Origin of the sequence: Acetivibrio cellulolyticus CD2, assembly GCF_000179595.2 — a bacterium.
GTDB classification, from domain to species: domain Bacteria; phylum Bacillota; class Clostridia; order Acetivibrionales; family Acetivibrionaceae; genus Acetivibrio; species Acetivibrio cellulolyticus.
On record NZ_JH556657.1, the window covers coordinates 246,789 to 268,080 of the forward strand.

Below are 21,292 nucleotides of genomic sequence, written 5' to 3' on the forward strand. Positions count from 1 at the left end.
TAAAGATGAAAAAGCAGATGTCAGTAAGACCTTCTTTGTAAATCCTCCTGATAATTAATCCACTCTTGATATGCCAAATATGCTTTTGTTACTTGTTACAGCATCGTTCTTTTAATCGTGTAACATACCAAGCAATTCTGAAAAACTATTACAAACCTTCTCCATTGCTCTTTCTTGAGCTTCTTCAAGACTAAACCGTTTTAAATCTTCTGGATCGTAGTCGCTAGCATTTACTGCTATCTCATGATTCCAAAATACAATTGTCGGATTATTTTTGTCTTTCCTAAAATCGAAACAGAAATAATTTCCACCAGGATCAATAGCAAACGGGTAAATTCCATCCATGAATCTATCTTTGTTATTAATATATGTATTAACGATGTTATAAAAAGAATCATCCAAAAATGATAACAACTTGGCAAATACTCTAACATTACCATTAAGATCTACACCATTAGGTTTCGCTTTCCCCCCATGATATAGTTGTATACAATTAACATAATCTTCAGGAAAACTAGCACCAAATATTTGCTCCACTTTTGCAATATCCTCACGATTTATAGGCTTATCTGGCCTTTTCCATTCTATTGATTTCATTATCTTATTCCTCCTCCCCAGATTGCATTTCCATCTAAATGACCTGTTCTATGAATTGATGTTGGAACTAATTGCGTTCTGCCTGTAACTTGATGATGATGCCATGTAAGACCCTGTGAATTTTTAATTACTTTTTCTGCATCAATATTTATATATAATAAAAAACACTGCAATTACCATCAAACAAGTAATTAAGTGTTCGTTTTTTATGACCTCTATCTATAGTATTATGTCATAATTTTTTTATATTCCCGAAATACACAGATATTCTTGTTTTCATAAAATTGCACTATCTGGTTCCTAGGATATTATACATAAAACAAGTTTTATTGTAAATATTTATTATCATTACATTTTTAATTCACTTAAACACCAGTCCGAAAAACAGAATCCTCCCCAACCTGTATTCTTACAGGCCTTGTATAAATATCATAAGTATCCCCTTCGGCATCTGAAAGTCTTGCAGTATAACGTAGCATTACAAAAGCAACGCCGGACTTTTTTGCTTTAATGCTATTACCATTTACTTCAATATTATTGTTACCGCTGAGCACCACAACATCAGGCACAACTTCTTTAGCCTCTCCTTTATACGTTTTTATATTGGCCCTAAGTAATTTTTCTTCACCTTTCTTCATAGAAATACGGCTTTGATTTGTAGTAATATCGACAGCCCAATCAGAAAACACCTGAGCGCAATTTGTTGTCATACCGCAAACACCCATTTTAAAGTATTTTTTAATTGAAGCCTTATCAGAAAAAGTCCAAAGCCAGATGTTCATTCCTCTATGTTTGCTTGCCTCCAAAAACTTACTGTCAATTCCATAATAATTGGCCATCAAGCTGGAATTTGTTTTCTGAACTTGCCACAAATCATTACGAAGTGAACCATAAATATCTCCATTAGCAGCTCCATAGCAAAGGTAACCAATTGACATTTCAGGCATTTGATCCTTTGTCCTTTTCAACTGATCTCTTTTAAAAGAAATAGTCACTAAATGTTCGTCAGCCCCCATTGTTTTTGTCAATTCTGTATAACGATCAATAGTTACAGGATCATCACTTTTAACCTCTACAAAAATCACCTGATCTCTGCCTGTGAACTTTTGAAAATACTGGTCCAGTGTAGGGATCCTTGCCGATGGATATTCATTCGGGAACTGTTTATTGACAAAATAGGTCTCGATTTCCTCCAAAGTCTTTCCCTCAATTTCTCCAGTCCCATTGGTAGTACGATCAATAGTATCATCATGCATGATTACCAAATGCTGTTTTCCATCCGCTCCAACCTTTGTAAGCTGGATATCGTTTTCAACCATGTCAGCTCCAAGCTTAAAAGCAAGCTCACTGCCTTCTATGGTATTTTCCGGCGCAAGATCCGGAACCCCTCTGTGCCCAATTAAAAATGGGGTTCTTACAATCGTTGTATCATGGTTATAGATTGATAATGCTTGCATGGCCTTTTCCGGTGCATTTGTTACAATACCGTTTGATCCCGCTGTAATCATCTCATGAAATGTAATAAGCTTTTGCTCAGAATCACTGTTTTTTATTGTTTCTTTTGTCCATACAGTAATTAATCTTTGCTGGAGGTATTGAATATTGCTTTTTGTTGCAGCTTCTGTAGGAATAACTGCAATTTTTGAAATATTACTGTTTGTAATGTTTCTTATAAGCATCAATCCATTTATATCTGTATCTGAGGGCACATTATCAAATTCAACAATCCCTCTTATAAAGGCATAGTTTTCCCTGGCTTGTTTAACAAGTTCCGGCTTCTTCGAAATGACAAAAACGTCTTCTATTGAATTACTTTTCAAATAATCAGAAATTGCCTTTGCAGAGTCTGAATCACTCACTCTAAATGCAGGAATTACTTTCGATTTCATTAATTCATACATAGAACTTACTGTTCCAAAAACATAGTCAGTACCATTTGCTAGAACTTCAAGGTTTTTATTAATTGTAAGAATAGCAGTTGCAGCTTGTCCATTAGATATTAACTCTCTTAATTCCTTTTTATTTTTTATTTCTGTAATTATTGACGGTGCCATAACTATTTTGGTTTCAGCTTCTCTAACTCTGGTATAGCTGTCTTCCGGCTTTGTCAGTGTAGTAAGTGGTGTTTCCAATAAGGTTATTTTAATATTGTCAATTCTAATTGCACTTCCATTAGCCTGAAATCCAATTCCACCTGTACTATAAGAACCATCCGTATCTATATCAATTAATGGTACATTATTGATCCATCCTTGTATTTTATTATCATAAGCCTTCACAGTATAATGATACGCTTTTACTCCACTTAAATCTTCATAGAAGAAAGTTCGTTTTATTACATTACAGGCATTTAACGAATTCCGTTCCGCAAATTCAACTCCGTTTGACTCGGACGTATTCTTTCTCACTTTCATTTGGTAGTACGGATAGTCATTGTTTTGGATTCTAAACATTAATGAATTCCATACCTCTTTATCATTTGAAGCTAAATTAGTTATATCGGCTTCAATCATATAATTACCAAATTTGCCCAAATACTCAGGCAAAAGTATCCTGGTTGGATTATCAGTATTTGCTCTTGCATCAATTTCAAATGCACCGTTTTTTACTCCAACCGTTGACAACTTGGTTCCTTCTTTGCTTATCCAGCCCTGCGGTATACTTCCATCAGATAAACCATCAAAATTCTCTTCAAACAATACATACCTATCATTGCCATAAACTGCTGTATAATTAAATCCAATACCCTGTAATATCATAAGCGTCAATAAAATAGCAGAAACAATTTTTTTCATCAAGCAGTCTCCTTTTCTGGTTGTAAACTAAGGTTGCACAAATTTTCATAATTTCAAATATTGGATGCTTTAATCATCCCTGATAAGCATGAAAAAACACTACAATTACCACCAAACAAGTAATTGAGTGTTTGATTTTTAAAGCAGTCCATAAAACAATCCTTTGTTATATCTCGGTAAAAGCTCAAACTTCCTTGTATTTGTTGAATATGGTAATTTTAGCACTTAATTATTATACACAAAGAGTAATTTTTTGTAAATATTCTTTTCTATTTATGTTTTCCAAACCAATCAGTCAGTCTATTATAATCTCTTGCTATATATTTTGTATTAATATACACATCATTGTCAAAAATGCTTATCTTGTAATAGTCTTCACCATATGGATGGGCAGAAAATATCCTAAAGCCATTTTCTTCACCAATTAAGCCACTCATAGAATAATCTGTAGCGCCAATCCCGACACAAAGTACCAATATAAAAAACAAAACTGCCATTATTATCTTAATTCTAAAGTACCTTATTTCTCTAAACCTTTGAACCCTGCTCATCGCTATCTCCGATACATATAATATTGCTATCTTCTATATTATAACCTTAAAAAACTTTATTTATTATTTACAACTTCATTTATAACCTCTGCCACATATTTCATACTTTCAAGACACTCACTCATCGTATTTCCATCTCCTCCAACTTCAATAATCATCGACCCATTTGCCAGATGCTGGTTGAACCTATTTGGGCTGATAAATATAGGTCTTGTTAGTCCAGGATATTTTTCATTTAATTTTTGCTGAAGCGTTATGGCAAGTTTCAGATTTTGCTTCCAATTAGGATGGTTGAGTCCTGTTGCATTTGTACCCATTACAAACATCACTTTTGCAGCCTTCTTACCGTTTACCTCGGTTGCTACTCTCAGTTTCTTATTTTTAAGACCATCTCTATGAAGATCAATTACCATTTTTATCGATGGATAGCTCTTTAATATGTTGGTTGCAGTATTAAGTGATCTGCCATAAGCACCTGAAGTTCCTGAATAATCATGTACAGTGGCATTGTGTATTACCTCAATACCATACTGCTTCCTTAAAACCTGTGCAAGTTCTTCCCCCACTCTTACAACATTCCACCTTGTATCACTATTCCTGTTTGCAACACCTTTCTTATAGAGCTGACTAATATCTTTCAGATAGCTTTCAGTTGTATGTGTGTGATAAATAAGCACCTGTGGTCCCTTCTTATTGAAATTCAATTTAAGAGGCTCTTTCATAATATCTTCAATGTCTATTTTATATTTAGTCTCATTTGTTATAGCAATTTTTCCATATGAAACCGCATCGTCATCAGTAAGCTTACTTTCTTCTGATTCATCTATGTATATGCTGCTTATTACAGGATCGGCATATTGCTGTTCTTTTTGCTCTTCTTTATCATCTTCTTTTGCAATTTCTGAAAAATTAAATTGCGTCTTATCAGTGGTGTTTCTTTGCGCTAAAAGTTTCTGATAGTCATTGTTAAAATAATTATCAAATAAGGAGGATTGTGCGTTTAGAATTGTTATAGGGCTGTTTAAATCAAAATGAAATATGTCACTCATAATTCCTTTTAACTGGCCTGATAATGAATTGCTTGATGTTCCGCTGTTATATATCGTGTCTATGATAGGAAGTGAATTTTTCAAAGCGGATCTGTAGTTTTCAACATCAACGCTTGCAATAATGGCGTTATCGGAACTATAAACAAAGTTTCCTGCCCTTACGCCTATCTTAATCGCCAGAAAAGCTGCAACCATTACTATCATTATCTTTAGTGCTGTAATCATTATCATTCTTACTTTTTTGTACTTATACCTCTTTTTCATTTTGTCCTCCGTTTATGGATATATTTTACTTATCCAATTGTGAATTTTTCTTTTTATTAATCTTAATAATATTCACTGGAAACTTTTTTTATGACACCTATTGATTAGTACAATAAAAAAATATATAATATAAGTGTATTTCTTTTATGTTGGTATTATTTGTATGTTCTTTACAAGTAGACCTACTAATGATAATTGACAAAAATGCTTATTTTTAAACCACAATTTGTAAACGCTTAGTTTCCAGTCGGTTTTATTCCTTTATTTACTGCAACAAAATGATTTACAACATCGATTTTTGTGTCGATTAAACATAATTTGAGTCTATTGCTTTTGTTTGGCACAAATTTCATATAAAATTAGATTTGTCTTGTATATTCACCAAGGAATAGCCGAAGTTATATTTTCAGAATTCCTAATCAAATCTACAGAATTTAATCAATTAACTAAAAGGAGGATTAATAAGTATGTACGACTTTAAGACATTAAAGTGCTACAATTGTAAATCTGTAATCCTTAGTCTATCTGAAGGCGAAATCTCAAAACTCAACGGACTTAACTTCCAATGCGAGTGCTGCGGACATCAAAATCGTTTACAAGATCTAAAATTCACAAAAAGTGTAAATACCAATGACCCATACTTGAACATCTTAAGTATTGACAATATTCTGTTATTCTCGAAAAGTCTGTAAAGTTACGCACAATTCTCCGAATATCCACATTTATTTTTAACTAATAGTGTGTAAAGTACATTATATTTACATATATACTAACTTCAAAATTTAAATCCACCTATATATAAACAACGAAAATACATTTACTTTACATAGAAAAACTACTTTGGTAGCCCCAAAGTAGTTTTTTAATTGAAAAATTTAAAATAATATTTCAGCTATTCCTTAGTTTATATTGTGGTTTTAACCCTTCTCTTTTTACGTTCTACAGGTTGAACCTCAGCTTCTTCATGTTCAGTAACATCAGTAGCCTCAAAGTTTTTAAACGCTACCGACATCATAAGCTTTATCCTGTTCAACTGATTAACCTCGCTGGCTCCAGGATCATAGTCCACAGCAGTAATGTTTGCCTTGGGGTATCTATTCTTAAGTTCCTTAATCATACCCTTACCTGTAACATGATTTGGAAGGCATGCAAACGGCTGCATACATACTATGTTTTGAGCTCCACTATTTATAAGTTCTATCATCTCAGCAGTCAAAAACCATCCTTCTCCTGTCTGATGCCCTAAGGACAGAATCTGTGATGCAAGGCCTGCAAGTTGATATATAGTGCAAGGCGCATGGAAGCGTTTACTTTTTTCCAGTGCCTTTCTCATATCTTTTCTATAATACTCAATAAAGTCAATAGCTATATTCTTTATTACTTTTGTAGTTTTCTTATCCGACAGATACGTATGTTTGAAATTGCTGTCATAAGCACAGTAGAGCAAGAAATCTACCAAATCTGGCATTACAGCTTCTGCGCCTTCCTTCTCTATCACATCAACAACATTGTTATTTGCTGTTGGATGGAATTTTACAAGTATTTCTCCTACAAGACCTACCTTCGGCTTTTCAACATTGTTGATTTTTAAGTTATCAAACTCTTCTACAATTTTATATATATTTTCCTTAAAAGCACTGTGTTTTCCACTTGTAACCGACTCTTTACATTTTTCTACCCAAGAATTGTATAAAAGGTTTGCAGACCCTTTTATTTTCTCATAAGGCCTTACCCTGTAGAGTACTCTCATTAAAAGGTCACCATAAACCAATCCGATAAGAATCCTGTTTAATAACCCTGGTGTTTTCTTAAATCCCGGATTTTTTTCAAGGCCGGCAAAGTTTAAAGAGATTACCGGTATACGTGGTAAATTCGCATTTTTCAATGCTTTTCTCAAAAAGCCGATATAATTTGTAGCTCTGCATCCCCCGGCAGTCTGGCTTATCATTACCGAAGTGTTATTTAAATCATATTTTCCCGATTTTAATGCCTCAATAACCTGACCAACAACAATGATAGAAGGATAACATGCATCATTATTTACATACTTAAGCCCTTCATCTACCGCTTTACGGTCAACCGACGGCAAAATTTCAACGTTATACCCCGAAGCATTAAACGCCGTTTCCAAGAACTGAAAATGAATCGGAGACATTTGAGGAACCAAAATAGTATGTTTTTTTCTCATAGCTTTGGTAAAGGCTAACTTTTTGCAGCTTGAATCGCCGTTTGTAAGCTCATATCCATTCTTATCTCTTTCATCCATTGCCGCCTTTAACGATCTGATACGTATTTTTGCTGCTCCAAGGTTATCAATCTCATCAATTTTTAAGACAGTATATATCTTACCGCTGCTGTGCAATATTTCTTCAACCTGATCGGTAGTAACAGCATCAAGACCACAACCAAATGAGTTAAGCTGAACAATCTCCAGGTTTTTCTTATCTTTAACAAAACTTGCTGCTCTATATAGTCTTGAATGATACATCCACTGATCAACAACGCGCAGTGGAGCCTGAACTTTTCCCAAATGAGCAATTGAATCCTCAGTAAGAACAGCCATTCCAAAGCTGGTGATTATGTTTGGAATCCCATGGTTAATCTCAGGGTCGACATGATAAGGCCTTCCCGCAAGTACTATTCCCTTCCTGCCGTTCTCTTCAAGATATTTAACAACCTCTTCTCCCTTATTTCTTATATCTTGTTTTGCACTTCCGAACTCTTTCCATGCTTTTTCAACTGCATTTCTAATTTCGGCCATTGTGATGCCAAATACGCTAAACTCATCATAAAGCCTTTTGGTCAAACGCTTCTTGTTATCTAAAGGTAAAAACGGATTCTTAAATACTATTCCTGTTTCTTTTATTACATCCATATTATTCTTGATTACTTCAGGATATGAAGTAACTATCGGACAATTAAAATGATTGTCTGCATCCTTGTAATCATTAGTTTCATATGGAAGGCATGGATAGAAAATAATATCTACACCTTTGTTCACAAGACTCATAATGTGACCATGAACAAGCTTCGCAGGATAACATGCAGACTCTGAAGGTATAGTCTCTATTCCAAGCTCATATATCTTTTTAGAAGATCTAGGGGACAACTCTACCCTATATTTGAGTTCTGTAAAAAATGTAAACCAAAAAGGATAGTCTTCATAAACATTAAGCACTCTAGGTATTCCTACTGTTCCTCTGAATGCTTGATCACGTTTTAAAGGAACATAGGAAAAAAGCCTTTTATACTTGAAATCATAAAGATTCGGAACATTTTCCTTCTTTTCCTCAATGCCTGCGCCCTTTTCACATCTATTGCCGGATACAAACTCCTTATCGCCATCAAATTTATTTACCGTCAACAAACAGTTATTGCCACACAAACTGCATCTTCTCATTGAAACTTTCATATTAAAATTTAAAAGTTTGTCCTCGCTCACCAGAGTGCTGATATATCCGTTTTCAAATCTCTCATGAGCAATCAAGGCAGCCCCATAAGCCCCCATAAGTCCTGCTATGTCAGGCCTTATAGCCTTTTTCCCTGAAATAAGTTCAAAGCTTCTCAATACTGCATCATTATAAAAAGTTCCACCCTGAACAATAACCTTTTCTCCGATTTCTTCAGGATTCCTTATCTTTATAACCTTTTGAAGGGCATTTTTTATAACCGAATAGGACAACCCGGAGGATATATCCCCTACTGATGCCCCCTCCTTCTGCGCCTGTTTTACCCTTGAATTCATAAATACTGTACACCTGGAACCCAGATCAACAGGCTGACTTGCCAACAGTGCCTCATTGGCAAAGTCTTTGACATTCATATTCAGTGAGTAAGCAAACGTCTCTATAAAAGATCCGCAGCCGGAAGAACATGCTTCATTGAGCATTATACTATCTATAACACCATTTTTTACCCTAAGACATTTCATGTCCTGTCCGCCGATATCCAAAATAAAGTCTACACCAGGCAGTATCTTTTCTGCTGCCTTGTAATGTGCAATAGTCTCTATTTCTCCAATATCAACTTCAAGTGCCGCTTTAATAAGCCCTTCACCATATCCAGTAACAGTGGAATTAGCTATTTTGGCCTTTTTAGGAAGTTTCGTATATATGTCCTTCAATATACTAACTGCTGAATTTAATGGACTCCCGTTATTACTGCCATAATATGAATAAAGTATTGCACCATTTTCATCAATAAGAGCAGCTTTTGTAGTTGTAGACCCAGCATCAATTCCTAAAAAACAGTTTCCTTCAAAACTTTCTATATCTCTTGTCCCGACCTTGGAAACACTGTGTCTTTTGCGGAATTCTTCCAGTTCCTTCTCACTTTTAAATAGGGGGTCCAATCTTTCAACCTCATGTACTATAACTTCGTTCAAAAGATGAAGCTTGCTTTCCAAAGACTTAAAAGATATAACATTCAACTCTTTAGATGACAATGCTGCCCCTAACGCAACGTAGAGTTCTGCATTATCTGGGAAAACAATCTGATGATCAGGAATCTTCAACGTCTCAACAAACCTTTTCCTGAGTTCAGAAAGAAATTGCAGAGGTCCTCCAAGGAACGCTATATTTCCCCTTATGGGTTTTCCGCAAGCTAATCCGCTTATAGTCTGATTTACAACAGATTGAAAAACTGAAGCTGCGATATCTTCTCTTGCTGCTCCTTCATTTATCAAAGGTTGTATATCTGTCTTTGCAAAAACTCCACATCTTGCTGCAATCGGATATATTACCTTATGCCCCTTAGCAAGTTCATTAAGGCCTGTCGCATCAGTCTTAAGCAAAGATGCCATCTGGTCAATAAATGCACCTGTACCACCAGCGCAAGTACCATTCATTCTTTGTTCGATTCCACCGCCAAAGTATGTTATCTTTGCATCTTCTCCGCCTAATTCTATTACAACGTCGGTATGCGGAATAAAAGTCTCAATAGCCTTTGTACTGGCAACAACTTCCTGAATGAATGATATGCCTATCCATTCTGAAACGGAAATACCGCCCGATCCGGTTACCATTATAGTAATTTCTTCATTTGAGAATAAATTATAAGCCTCGCTAATGAGTGAAAATATTGTTTTTCTAATATCTGAATAGTGCCGTTGGTATTTACTAAATAATACTTTATCAAATTTATCAAGTACAACCAACTTTACAGTGGTCGATCCTACATCCAGTCCTACATGCAATAATTTCTTCATAGATAACGCAGCCAAATTTAAGCCGCATCCACACCCCTTTCAACTACATCAACCCTTATAATAGCCTAACCTTTATTTCTTATCTAATCTATACTTATGTTTACATAAAGCATTTTACACTAATAAGAATATACGAGGCAAGCATTATTCCTAATATAGGAATTTGTATATTCTACCATGTAATAATATATATCTATATATCTATATATTTATATGTCAATCAAAGAAAATATTCTAATTATTTGTCCAAAGCAATATATACTTACACGAGTCTGCTGCAACTTCGAATTAGAACAACTTAAAGCCATTAAATGGGAAAAATCTTAATAAAGCTTTTCCATTTACCTTATCTATACTTTCCTGACCTATCGATCGACTATCTAAGCTTGCACCTGGAAGCCTGTTGTCACCGAGCACATAAATACAGCCGGCCTCAACCTTAACTTTACTGTAATTCTCCTCAACAACAAGTGTATTATCTCCATTTATATAGTCCTCTTTCAATTCATTTTGATTGACAAACACCTTACCATCGTTTATTTCAACAAGATCACCTTCAACTCCGATTACTCTCTTTATAATAGGGCTTCTCTCTTTATCTATTTTTTCCGGGTCATCAATTGTAACAATATCCCCACGATGTATATTGCCAAACCTTGGGCTCACCTTTTCGATAATAAGCCTATCACCATTGTGAAGTGTTTTTTCCATAGAACTCCCATTGACAATAGTAATCTGTGCAACATAAGTAACTATAAGAACACCTAAAACTACTGCTATAGCAATGTGAACCAACCAATCCAGAACTTCTTTTAAAACTGGATGCTTATTCGTAAGAATTCCTCCTTAATATAATAGGGTATAATAACCTATAGGTCCATTTATATAAATCCATATTTATAAATTGTATATAATTTATAGCTTTTTTTCAAGTAAACTTTACTTAATATATTTTTAATTCAGCAGCGAAAGTACATAAAACTTAAGAAACATCTGGAATTTCCTATAAAAAAAAGGAACCCTGTAAAAAGGTCCCTTCCATCCATTTTAATACTTATTGATTACTTAACTTTATATGAAGTTCCTTAATCTGCTTATCTTCAACTATATCCGGAGCATTTGACATAAGATCTGAAGCATTCTGTACCTTTGGAAATGCTATTACGTCTCTAATACTGCTCTTTCCTGCCATTATCATAACAAGCCTGTCAAGACCGAAGGCAAGACCGCCATGAGGAGGTGTACCGTATTTGAAAGCTTCAAGCAGGAAACCAAACCTATCTGCTGCCTGTTCTTCATTTATACCTATCAAACTAAACATCTTTGACTGAAGGAATTGGTCATGTATTCTAATACTTCCACCACCAATTTCAGTACCGTTTAAAACAATATCATATGCCTTTGCTCTTACCTTGCCAGGATCAGTGTCAAGGTATTGCAAATCTTCATCCATAGGTGAAGTAAACGGATGGTGTTTTGCCACCCAGCGTTTTTCTTCTTCATCATACTCAAGCAATGGGAATTCTGTAACCCATAAGAATTTAAATTCTTTTTCGTCTATGAGGTTAGTTCTTCTTGCTATTTCAAGCCTTAACTGTCCCAAAGAATCGTATACCACTTCATTTTTATCTGCAATGAAGCATATCAAGTCACCTGGTTCTGCCTTAACTCTCTCAAGTATAGCCTTAACTTCATCCTCACTAAAGAATTTTGTAATGGCAGATTTGAGCTCATTTTCTTCAACTACAATCCATGCCATTCCCTTAGCTTTATATATCTTTACAAATTCAACAAGGCTGTCTATTTCCCTTCTGCTGAAAATTCTGCCGCAACCCTTTGCATTAATAGCTCTTACACTTCCACCATTCTTAACTGCATCGGAGAATACTTTGAATCCGCAGTTTTCAACCATATCGGATATATTTATAAGTTCAAGTCCAAACCTTATATCAGGTTTATCAGATCCGAATCTGTCCATTGCCTCCTGATAAGTCATTCTTAAGAATGGAGTTTCAAGTTTGACACCTAATGCTTCATCAAAAACTTTTTTTATAAAACCTTCATTTATTTGCAGAACATCCTCAACGTTTACAAAAGACATTTCAAGGTCTATCTGTGTGAATTCAGGCTGTCTGTCAGCTCTTAAGTCCTCATCCCTGAAGCACTTTACAATCTGAATGTATCTGTCAAAGCCTGATACCATTAAAAGCTGTTTGAAAAGCTGGGGTGATTGAGGCAAAGCAAAAAACTTTCCCGGATGAACCCTGCTTGGAACAAGATAGTCTCTTGCACCTTCAGGAGTACTCTTTGTAAGCATAGGTGTTTCGATTTCCAAAAATCCATTTTCGTCATAATAGTCTCTGGCAATTTTTGCAACCTTATGCCTTAAAATAAGATTTCTCTGCATATCAGGTCTTCTCAAATCCAGATATCTGTGTTTAAGCCTTAATGTTTCATTAACATCAGTATCTTCTTCAATATATACTGGTGGAGTTTCAGAACTGCTCAAAATCCTGAGCTCGTTTGCAATAACTTCTATCTCCCCTGTTGGTATTTTGGAATTAACAGTCTCGGGAGACCTTCTTACAACTTCACCTACAACAGCAAGAACATACTCACTTCTGATTGCCTCAGCCTTCCCGAATATTTCACCGCTGATTTCATTATTAAATACTACCTGAAGAATACCGGTTCTATCTCTCATGTCAACAAATATTACTCCACCAAGATCTCTTCTCTTATGAGCCCAGCCCATAACAGTAACCTTTTGCCCTACATGTGAAGCATCAAGCTCGCCACATCTGTGCGTCCTCTTCAGTCCTAAAATTGATTCACCCATAATAATTCCTCCAATATATAATAAGTAGTTGTATTTACATCTTCAAACGCTCTATTAGCGTATCTAAGCTTATATCCTTAGTCTCACCTGTCAGCATATTTTTTAGAACTGCCTTATTGCTTTCTACTTCAGTATCTCCTAAAACAAGAGAATATACAGCACCCAGCTTATCGGCATATTTCATCTGAGCTTTAACACTCCTGCCCATTAAATCAGTCTCAGCACTAAACCCTTCCTGCCTGATTTTATAAACAAGCTTCTGGGCATATTTCTGTGCCTGCTCACCTATACAAGCAATATAAACATCAATAGCTTCCGCTTTTGGTATTTCTATACCCTGGCTTTCCATTACCAACAGAAGTCTTTCAATCCCGATTGCAAAGCCTATACCCGGTGTTTGGTTACCACCACATTCTTCTATCAAGCCGTCATATCTGCCTCCACCACAAACAGTCCCTTGCGCTCCGATATTCTTTGACACAAACTCGAAAACTGTCTTTGTGTAGTAGTCAAGGCCTCTAACTATATTCTTATCAATGTTATACTTAATTCCTAAGTTTTCAAGACCTTCTTTCAATCCTTCAAAGTGCTTGCTGCAGTCTTCACATAAATTATCAACCAGTGCAGGTGCATCCTTTGTGTATATCTTGCAGGTTTCTTCCTTACAATCTATAATTCTAAGAGGATTTCTTTCATATCTTGTCTTGCATGTGCCGCATAGTTTATCCAGATTAGGTTTGAAGAATTCCAACAGCTTTTTATTGTATTCTCCCCTGCATTTAGGACATCCTATACTGTTTATATTCAGTTCAACATCCTTTATCCCCAGTCTTTCAAAAAACATGCTTAACATACTTATTATCTCTACATCAACTAAAGGTCCATTTGATCCGAAGCACTCAACACCAAACTGATGGAACTCCCTATAACGGCCTTTTTGTACATTTTCATACCTGTAGGCTGTAATATTGTAATAAAGCTTTATAGGCATCGCCAATGAAGCCATACCGTTTTCAATATAACTGCGAACAACTCCGGCAGTCCCCTCAGGCCTTAGAGTTATACTTCTTCCACCTTTATCCATAAAAGTGTACATTTCTTTCTGTACTATGTCCGTAGTATCTCCAACGCCTCTTTGAAACAATTCTGTATGTTCAAAAACCGGAAGACGGATTTCCTTATAACCGAAATTACTACATAGCTCAGAAATCTTCTTTTCTACATATTGCCACTTATATACTTCGGATGGGAGTATGTCCTTTGTTCCCTTTGGTGCTTTTATCAACATAATTACCTCCAAGATATTTCAATAATTTTTTACACTTAATTTTTCAACTAAAAAACCTCTCGCCTGACTAACTTGTCAGGGACGAGAGGTTATTATTCCCGTGGTACCACCCTAATAGGCCGGAATAGAATTTCCATGCCCACTCATTGTTCTATTAACGCAGAACTTACGGATCGATCTAATCATCAAAAAACTTTCAACCAACCGACTCCCGGGTGTTCGTTCACCAAACCGTATCCTAAGTGTACTCCCAGTCACGATACACTCTCCCTTAAGGCAGCGTCGGCTACTTTTCCCATTCATTGTCATTAATTAAATTATAATTTATAAGCTGAATAATGCTGAATTTAAAACAGCAACTTTTATATAATTAAATATATTTTAGCGGGATGACATATAATTGTCAAGACCAAATCTTTATTTTAATCAGCCTACTTCAATACATAAACCTCTACATTCCGAACTCCAAATTCTTTTACATTTTGGCTTACGGTGTTTTCCCCAGCTCTATCCTCTCCAAAAAATATATCGATAATATCACCCTTTACAGCACTTCCAATATCTTCTGCAACATAAACTCCATTTAAGTGGCTGTATTCCTTTGGGAAAACAATGTATAAGTCTGAATCTAAAGGTATTGTTTTGGGATCAACAGCCACTGTCCTTCCTAAAACAGCCTTCCTACCTGAATATGTAATGCCGTATTCAGGGTGGTCTCTGTTTTTTTTGCAGCTTTCGTATGAAAGGTCATAAGCAGTCGCTCTCATACTCAGTTTTCTAGCTACAATTTCTTGATTCGGAGCATCTACCACATTTTTAACAACTACCTGAACCTGTTTTTCTTCCTTATCAGCAAAATACAAATGACCTAACCAATAAATCCCACCTGCATTTAAAATGATTAAACATACCAAACATACAAGAATAGTATTTTTCTTAACATCTTTAAAATCAAATAACTCTTTAATCTTCCATTTCTTATTTGGCAATCTCTCGCTTACTACTATAATATTTTTATCATCAACAATTTTTCTTATTTCTTCTATTTCCCTTATTTCTTCTACTTCTCTTATTTCTTCTACTTCTCTTAACCCTTCTACTTCTCTTATCTCTTCTATTTCTCTTATCTCTTCTACTTCTTCTACTTCTTCTATTTCTTCTATTTCTTCTATTTCACTATTTCCATCTACATCATCTATATGAATTACTTCATCTGTTTTTTCAAATTTATTTACTTCCGCGCTAAATTCAGCTTCACCGGTTTCTATAAGTTCCTCATTACTGTCTGGCACTTCATAAGTATCTTGAATAATACTTTCAATACTTAAGTCAGGATTTTCATCCAACGCAAAATAAAGCTCTGATACAAACTCTTTCACGATTTCACCTGGTATATCTGCTTTTAGAACAGAATTTATCCACTGCGTAAAACTATCCAGCAATGCATTGTCCTTCCATCTCATTTCAAGTACTGAAACGAAAACATCGCTGCAATCTACTGAAAAGTTTGGCTTTTTAAGCGCATTACTAATAACATGCATTTTTAGTTGCTCATGTGCATGTGAATCACATTCCGGAATTTTGCTGCTCACTATTCTCTTTACAGCATCAGCAAACACTAAAGACTGTTTTTTCCTGTCTTCACCCGGATGTTTTTTTACTATGTACTGTTTTAATTCTGTAACGTTTAACTCGGATAGTATTTCTGTTGACTTTAAATCAAGTAGAATACTCTTTTCCATTATTAAAACCTCATATTTTCTTTTCTTCCAATCATCTCGTCAATCCTTGAAATATACTCTTCAACACTCTTGACGTTAAAAACCCTTTCAATTCTATCCTCTTTCGGGTAAACCAATTTTGTAGTTGCCCCAGCTCCCAGAGCTATTATTGTTTGCCGTTCCTCCATTATCTGTATATTGTAAATACTTTCGGCTCCCGGCTTGGAATATCCTATATTTTCAAGATTCCCCAGTATGTTTTTCTGTCTGTATAAATAATAAGGTTTAAGGCCTATATCCTTTATAAATTCGTAGGCGGAATCCACCATCTTTGTGACTTCATCCTCATCGGTAAGGTCGTAGCTGTTCTTTTCATCGTTAAGCCTCGAGGCTCTCTTAACGCTCATTGTATGTACGGTAATACTCTCGGGGGCAAGCTTTTTAATTTCATCTAGAGTATACATAAAGTCATTAATATCTTCCCCTGGCAGTCCCGCAATAACATCCATATTAATATTATCAAATCCCAGCTCCCTTGCAAGATTGAATGCTTCAATAATGTCTCCTGAAGTATGGCTTCTTCCAATCCTGACAAGCGTCTCATCCTTCATGGTCTGAGGATTAATACTTATCCTGTTTACCCTGCTTCTTGCGATTGTTGCAAGCTTCTCTTCCGTAATTGAATCAGGTCTGCCAGCCTCTAAAGTGTATTCCTTAACATCATCCATACAAAAAGTGTCTTCTATTTCTTTAAGAAGCTCACCTAAATGCTGTGCATCAATTGCCGTAGGTGTACCGCCTCCAATATATATGCTCTGAATTTTTAAACCTTTGTCAGCCAAAATCTTTCCGACACTTTTAATTTCTTTTCTAAGCGCTTTTATATAGCTTCCAACCATTTTCTCATACTTCTTTACAGGGTTTGATGTAAACGAACAATAAAGACATCGTGTGGGACAGAATGGAATACCAATATATATACTTACCATGTCTGCATTTGCGCTGTCTAAAATAATCTTTTCCGATAGCGCAACTTCATATAGAAGAGCCGCTTTATTCCTTGATACGAAGTAGTAATTAACAAGTTCATCCATAATCTGTTCTTTTTTTAGCTTCCTATCAAGCATTTCATGCACTATTTTTGCAGGCCTTATGCCCGTCAAAATACCCCAGGGCATTTCCCGACCGGTATATCCTGATAAAGCTTTATATACCTGTCGTTTTACCTCTCTTTTGAGAACCTTTCCTGCTTCATAGCTGCCATTTTCATTAATCTCTATCATTAGTGCCGTTATATCACTTGTAAACTGATATAACAACTTACCATCAACTTTAAGGCACGTCATCAATTCAAAAGAAAGCTTATGTTCATCCTCTGGACATTTAAACCGTCTTACCGAGCATTGAATAACAATTCCTTCTTCATCAAAATTGTTACCGTTTTCTAAAGTCACTTTTTCATCTTTGAAAAACAGCTTCAATACATCCTCAATTTGATATTGAAAGTCATAACCGTCAAGCTTTAAATAAATCACTTTCCAAACTCCATCCTGTAATAATCTGAATTCATCCTGCAAACCTAAAAACTATACAATCTATGAGACACTATAGAGATTTTATATATGGATTGTTTTTCTTTTCAAAGCCAATAGTAGTTGAATTGCCATGCCCTGGATAAACTTCTATATTGTCTTCAAGTTTTAATAACTTGTTTCTAAATGAGTTATCCAATTCTTTTTGGCTCCCGCCACTCAGATCAGTCCTGCCATAAGCAAGGTAGAATAATGTATCCCCGCTAAATAATTTGCCATCAATCTTTAAGCACATACTTCCAGAACTGTGTCCTGGGGTATGTATAACTTCAATCTTAAGATCTCCGACATTAATTATTTCTCCATCCTCCACCGTTTTATCAGCTTCATTGAATGCCATATCACGCCCAAACATTAAACTTCCGTTTAAATTAGGATCAATTAATGCCTTATTATCATTTTTATGTACTATCAACTTTGCACCAGTCTGCTCACGAAGACTGTCAGCATAATATATATGGTCTATATGTCCATGAGTGAGAATAATATAGTTAATCTTAATGTTATTATCCACAACAAACTTCATTACTTCTTCATCTGATACTCCAGCATCTATAATAACTCCTTCGGTTCCCTCCCAAACAATATAACTGTTGGAACCAAAAATCCCTCTGCTGAAACATTTCATCTCCATGCTTAGCCCTCCTAAGCTAGTCCTATTTATGACAAATGATTTTAATGCACTCTAAAACTCTTTTTTACTATCAATTAATAATGTAACAGGGCCGTCATTTTGTATTTCAACCATCATCATTGCCTGGAATTTCCCTGTCTGAACCTTTATACCGTATTGTTTGCAGTAATCTACAAATTTATTATATATCCCATCAGCAATCTCCGGTCTTGCAGCTTTATCATAGCTTGGCCTCTTACCCTTCCTGCAGTCACCATATAGTGTAAACTGCGATACAATCAGAAGCTCTCCGTTTACATCCAAAAGGGATAAGTTCATCTTTCCGCTGCTATCCTCAAAAACTCTTAAGTTTATTATCTTTTCAGCCAGATATTCAATATCCTTCTCACTATCCTCCTGGCCTATGCCTAACAACACGTTTAACCCCTTTTGTATTTCACCTGTCACGTCACCATCAACAGTCACCTTTGAATAGGCAACCCTTTGAACTACTGCCCGCATCTAAAAATACCCCTCATACTTTATTTGGAAATATTAAAAATATAAATTCCGGTACAATTTCACTCATTCCTTTATTGCTTGCTTCTTGTAACCTCAAATACGCCATCCACCTTTTTGAGCTTCTTTATAATCTTCTCAAGCTGCTCGGTGTTTGTTATCTCCATGGTAAGATTCATCACAGCAATCTGATCCTTCGTGGTCCTGGCATTTATAGCTTTTAACGGAATTTTGGATTCCCCAATCACGTTTGTTATCTCCATAAGCAAGGCTGTTCTGTCGTTTGCCAGGACAGTTACCTCCGCGTTATAGGATACATTATTGTTTGCCATATACCAATCAACATCTATGAGCCTTGTATCGCCATCAATATTGTTTGTAACATTAGCGCAATCGGATCTGTGAACAGAAACGCCTCTGCCCCGGGTTATATAACCGGTTATGTCATCACCTGGCACAGGATTGCAGCACCTTGATATCCTAACAAGACAATTTTCTATCCCCTTCACGACCACTCCATTTTCAGGAATACTCTTTCTATTCTGATTTGGCTTTTGTGAAACTGTTTCTGCTGTCTGCAAGGCCAGGTCTTCTACCTTGAGAGTCTTTCTGTACTCTTCCTTAAGTCTGGATATAATCTTATTGGCAGTCATTGCCCCGTAACCTATTGCGGCATTAAGATCATCCATTGTATTAAATGTGTATTTTCTCAGTAATATTTCGACCCACTCGGGTTTGAACAATTGGCTATAGGTAAGGCCTTGCTTTTTAAGCTCCTTTTCTATCATTTCCTTACCCCTTATGATATTCTCTTCCCTTTTTTCTTTCTTAAACCATTGATTTATCTTATTTCTCGCCTGAGAAGTCTTAACTATCTTTAACCAGTCACGACTGGGTCCATGGACATTTGAAGAAGTGAGAATTTCAACTATATCACCGTTTTTAAGTTCATACTCTATAGGAACTATCTTCCCATTTACCTTTGCTCCAACCATCTTGTTACCTATCGCACTGTGTATGGAGTAGGCAAAATCTATTGGAGTTGAGCTTGCTGCAAGACTAAAAACATCACCCTTTGGAGTGAAAACAAAAACCTCATCGGTAAACAAATCAACCTTCAGAGTTTCCATAAACTCGTTGGGATCACGCATTTCCTTCTGCCAATCCAGAAGCTGCCTCAGCCATGCCAGTTTATTGTCATCACTATCACCCTTACTACCTTCCTTATACTTCCAATGCGCAGCAATCCCTACTTCAGCTACCCTGTGCATGTCCCACGTTCTGATCTGAATTTCAAAAGGAACTCCTTCCGGGCCTATAACTGTTGTATGCAGTGACTGATACATATTAGGCTTCGGCATGGCAATATAATCCTTAAACCTGCCGGGCATAGGCTTGTATATCTCGTGAACAAGTCCTAAAACGGCATAGCAATCTTTAACAGAACTTACAATAATTCTAAAAGCAAAGAGATCATATATTTGATCGAGTGTCTTTGTCTGCTGCTCCATTTTCCTATATATACTGTAAAAGTGTTTGGGTCTGCCATCCAGACGCACTTCAATACCTAGCTCTGCTATTCTTTCCTTGAGAGTTAAAACAATTTGCTCGATATAGGCTTCTCTTTCCCTTCTCTTCTTTGCGATCTTATCTACCAGATCGTAATAACCTTTGGGATCTAAGTACCGTAAGCACAGGTCTTCAAGCTCCCATTTGATCTTGGATATACCAAGCCTGTGTGCAAGAGGAGCATATATCTCCAAAGTCTCCTTTGCTTTTTCAATCTGCTTTTCCGGAGCCATATACTTCAAAGTCCGCATGTTATGAAGCCTGTCGGCAAGCTTTATAAGTATTACCCTGATGTCTTTTGACATTGCAAGGAACATTTTTCTCAAGTTTTCAGCCTGCTGCTCCTCTTTTGTTGTGTAAGGGATCTTACCTAATTTGGTTACACCGTCTACAAGTAATGCCACTTCTTCCCCAAACTTATCCTTAAGCTGTTCATATGTGTAAGTGGTATCCTCTATTGTATCATGCAAAATGCCAGCAACTATAGCAGTGCAGTCAAGTTCCAATTCAGCCAGTATATTTGCAACCTCCATAGGGTGCATAATAAATGGCTCTCCTGAAACTCTTTGCTGCCCATCATGAGCTTCCCTTGAGATTAAATAAGCCTTCTCAAGCAATGTAAAGTCACAATTAGGATTATACTTGCTTATTTTTTTTACCAGACGGCTGTAACCATCACTCATTAGTAA

At 35.9% G+C, this 21,292-nt stretch carries 15 protein-coding genes and 1 other annotated feature; of the genes, 1 reads left to right on the top strand and 14 read right to left on the bottom strand.

Translation table 11 applies throughout. From position 1 onward, the window contains the following. Window positions 1-111: 111 nt before the first annotated feature. The 5 genes from ACECE_RS0213165 to spoIIP form a co-directional block, all read right to left on the bottom strand. Window positions 112-597 carry an SMI1/KNR4 family protein gene (locus tag ACECE_RS0213165; RefSeq protein ID WP_010247870.1) on the bottom strand — a complete coding sequence of 162 codons (486 nt, stop codon included), beginning with the start codon at window positions 595-597 and terminating at the stop codon, window positions 112-114. After that, window positions 597-770: an HNH endonuclease gene (locus ACECE_RS32340; RefSeq protein ID WP_010247872.1), complete on the bottom strand. Its 174-nt coding sequence runs from the start codon at window positions 768-770 to the stop codon at window positions 597-599. The genes ACECE_RS0213165 and ACECE_RS32340 overlap by 1 nt, the downstream gene beginning before the upstream one ends. A 192-nt stretch (window positions 771-962) precedes the next feature. Then, window positions 963-3,392 carry a glycerophosphodiester phosphodiesterase family protein gene (locus ACECE_RS0213175; protein ID WP_010247874.1) on the bottom strand — a complete coding sequence of 810 codons (2,430 nt, stop codon included), beginning with the start codon at window positions 3,390-3,392 and terminating at the stop codon, window positions 963-965. A 269-nt stretch (window positions 3,393-3,661) separates the two neighbouring features. Next, window positions 3,662-3,943 carry a hypothetical protein gene (locus ACECE_RS0213180; RefSeq protein WP_010247877.1) on the bottom strand — a complete coding sequence of 94 codons (282 nt, stop codon included), beginning with the start codon at window positions 3,941-3,943 and terminating at the stop codon, window positions 3,662-3,664. A gap of 56 nt (window positions 3,944-3,999) precedes the next feature. Next, window positions 4,000-5,256, bottom strand: coding sequence for a stage II sporulation protein P (spoIIP, locus tag ACECE_RS0213185; RefSeq protein WP_010247878.1), 1,257 nt, complete (start codon window positions 5,254-5,256; stop codon window positions 4,000-4,002). A gap of 467 nt (window positions 5,257-5,723) precedes the next feature. Between spoIIP and ACECE_RS30195 the strand changes: the two genes are divergently transcribed. Then, on the top strand, window positions 5,724-5,948 hold the full coding sequence (locus ACECE_RS30195; protein ID WP_083878613.1) for a hypothetical protein: 225 nt from the start codon (window positions 5,724-5,726) through the stop codon (window positions 5,946-5,948). 212 nt (window positions 5,949-6,160) lie between these two features. On the opposite strand, the gene ACECE_RS0213190 is transcribed toward ACECE_RS30195, so the two are convergent. From ACECE_RS0213190 to ACECE_RS0213230, 9 genes are all read right to left on the bottom strand, one after another. Then, on the bottom strand, window positions 6,161-10,462 hold the full coding sequence (locus tag ACECE_RS0213190; protein ID WP_026073835.1) for a 2-hydroxyacyl-CoA dehydratase: 4,302 nt from the start codon (window positions 10,460-10,462) through the stop codon (window positions 6,161-6,163). A gap of 288 nt (window positions 10,463-10,750) precedes the next feature. Beyond that, entirely contained in the window at window positions 10,751-11,257 is a 507-nt protein-coding gene (gene lepB / locus ACECE_RS0213195; protein WP_010247882.1) for a signal peptidase I, read from the bottom strand. Window positions 11,258-11,516: 259 nt separating this feature from the next. Beyond that, window positions 11,517-13,301, bottom strand: coding sequence for an aspartate--tRNA ligase (gene aspS, locus ACECE_RS0213200; RefSeq protein WP_010247885.1), 1,785 nt, complete (start codon window positions 13,299-13,301; stop codon window positions 11,517-11,519). A gap of 34 nt (window positions 13,302-13,335) precedes the next feature. Beyond that, a complete protein-coding gene (gene hisS, locus ACECE_RS0213205) occupies window positions 13,336-14,589 on the bottom strand; it encodes a histidine--tRNA ligase (RefSeq protein WP_010247886.1) in 1,254 nt (417 codons plus the stop codon). A 74-nt stretch (window positions 14,590-14,663) separates the two neighbouring features. Beyond that, window positions 14,664-14,901: a binding site (T-box leader), on the bottom strand. A 119-nt stretch (window positions 14,902-15,020) separates the two neighbouring features. Continuing rightward, a complete protein-coding gene (locus ACECE_RS30485; protein WP_010247889.1) occupies window positions 15,021-16,331 on the bottom strand; it encodes a 3D domain-containing protein in 1,311 nt (436 codons plus the stop codon). Window positions 16,332-16,333: 2 nt separating this feature from the next. Beyond that, window positions 16,334-17,845, bottom strand: a complete 1,512-nt coding sequence (gene hemZ / locus ACECE_RS0213215; RefSeq protein ID WP_010247893.1) for a coproporphyrinogen dehydrogenase HemZ — start codon at window positions 17,843-17,845, stop codon at window positions 16,334-16,336. 70 nt (window positions 17,846-17,915) lie between these two features. Next, window positions 17,916-18,536, bottom strand: a complete 621-nt coding sequence (locus tag ACECE_RS0213220; RefSeq protein WP_010247895.1) for an MBL fold metallo-hydrolase — start codon at window positions 18,534-18,536, stop codon at window positions 17,916-17,918. 51 nt (window positions 18,537-18,587) lie between these two features. Next, complete coding sequence (dtd, locus tag ACECE_RS0213225) at window positions 18,588-19,037, bottom strand: D-aminoacyl-tRNA deacylase (RefSeq protein WP_010247898.1); 450 nt, start codon at window positions 19,035-19,037, stop codon at window positions 18,588-18,590. Window positions 19,038-19,108: 71 nt separating this feature from the next. Further along, complete coding sequence (locus tag ACECE_RS0213230; RefSeq protein WP_010247901.1) at window positions 19,109-21,286, bottom strand: RelA/SpoT family protein; 2,178 nt, start codon at window positions 21,284-21,286, stop codon at window positions 19,109-19,111. Between the last annotated feature and the right edge of the window lie 6 nt (window positions 21,287-21,292).

Bases quoted from the DNA above. Each gene is read 5' to 3' on its own strand.
- spoIIP (WP_010247878.1), bottom strand. From the start codon at position 5,256: ATGAAAAAGAGGTATAAGTACAAAAAAGTAAGAATGATAATGATTACA.
- dtd (WP_010247898.1), bottom strand. From the start codon at position 19,037: ATGCGGGCAGTAGTTCAAAGGGTTGCCTATTCAAAGGTGACTGTTGAT.
- ACECE_RS0213220 (WP_010247895.1), bottom strand. From the start codon at position 18,536: ATGGAGATGAAATGTTTCAGCAGAGGGATTTTTGGTTCCAACAGTTAT.
- ACECE_RS0213175 (WP_010247874.1), bottom strand. From the start codon at position 3,392: ATGAAAAAAATTGTTTCTGCTATTTTATTGACGCTTATGATATTACAG.
- ACECE_RS0213180 (WP_010247877.1), bottom strand. From the start codon at position 3,943: ATGAGCAGGGTTCAAAGGTTTAGAGAAATAAGGTACTTTAGAATTAAG.
- ACECE_RS0213190 (WP_026073835.1), bottom strand. From the start codon at position 10,462: ATGAAGAAATTATTGCATGTAGGACTGGATGTAGGATCGACCACTGTA.
- hisS (WP_010247886.1), bottom strand. From the start codon at position 14,589: ATGTTGATAAAAGCACCAAAGGGAACAAAGGACATACTCCCATCCGAA.
- aspS (WP_010247885.1), bottom strand. From the start codon at position 13,301: ATGGGTGAATCAATTTTAGGACTGAAGAGGACGCACAGATGTGGCGAG.
- ACECE_RS0213230 (WP_010247901.1), bottom strand. From the start codon at position 21,286: ATGAGTGATGGTTACAGCCGTCTGGTAAAAAAAATAAGCAAGTATAAT.
- ACECE_RS0213165 (WP_010247870.1), bottom strand. From the start codon at position 597: ATGAAATCAATAGAATGGAAAAGGCCAGATAAGCCTATAAATCGTGAG.
- ACECE_RS30485 (WP_010247889.1), bottom strand. From the start codon at position 16,331: ATGGAAAAGAGTATTCTACTTGATTTAAAGTCAACAGAAATACTATCC.
- ACECE_RS30195 (WP_083878613.1), top strand. From the start codon at position 5,724: ATGTACGACTTTAAGACATTAAAGTGCTACAATTGTAAATCTGTAATC.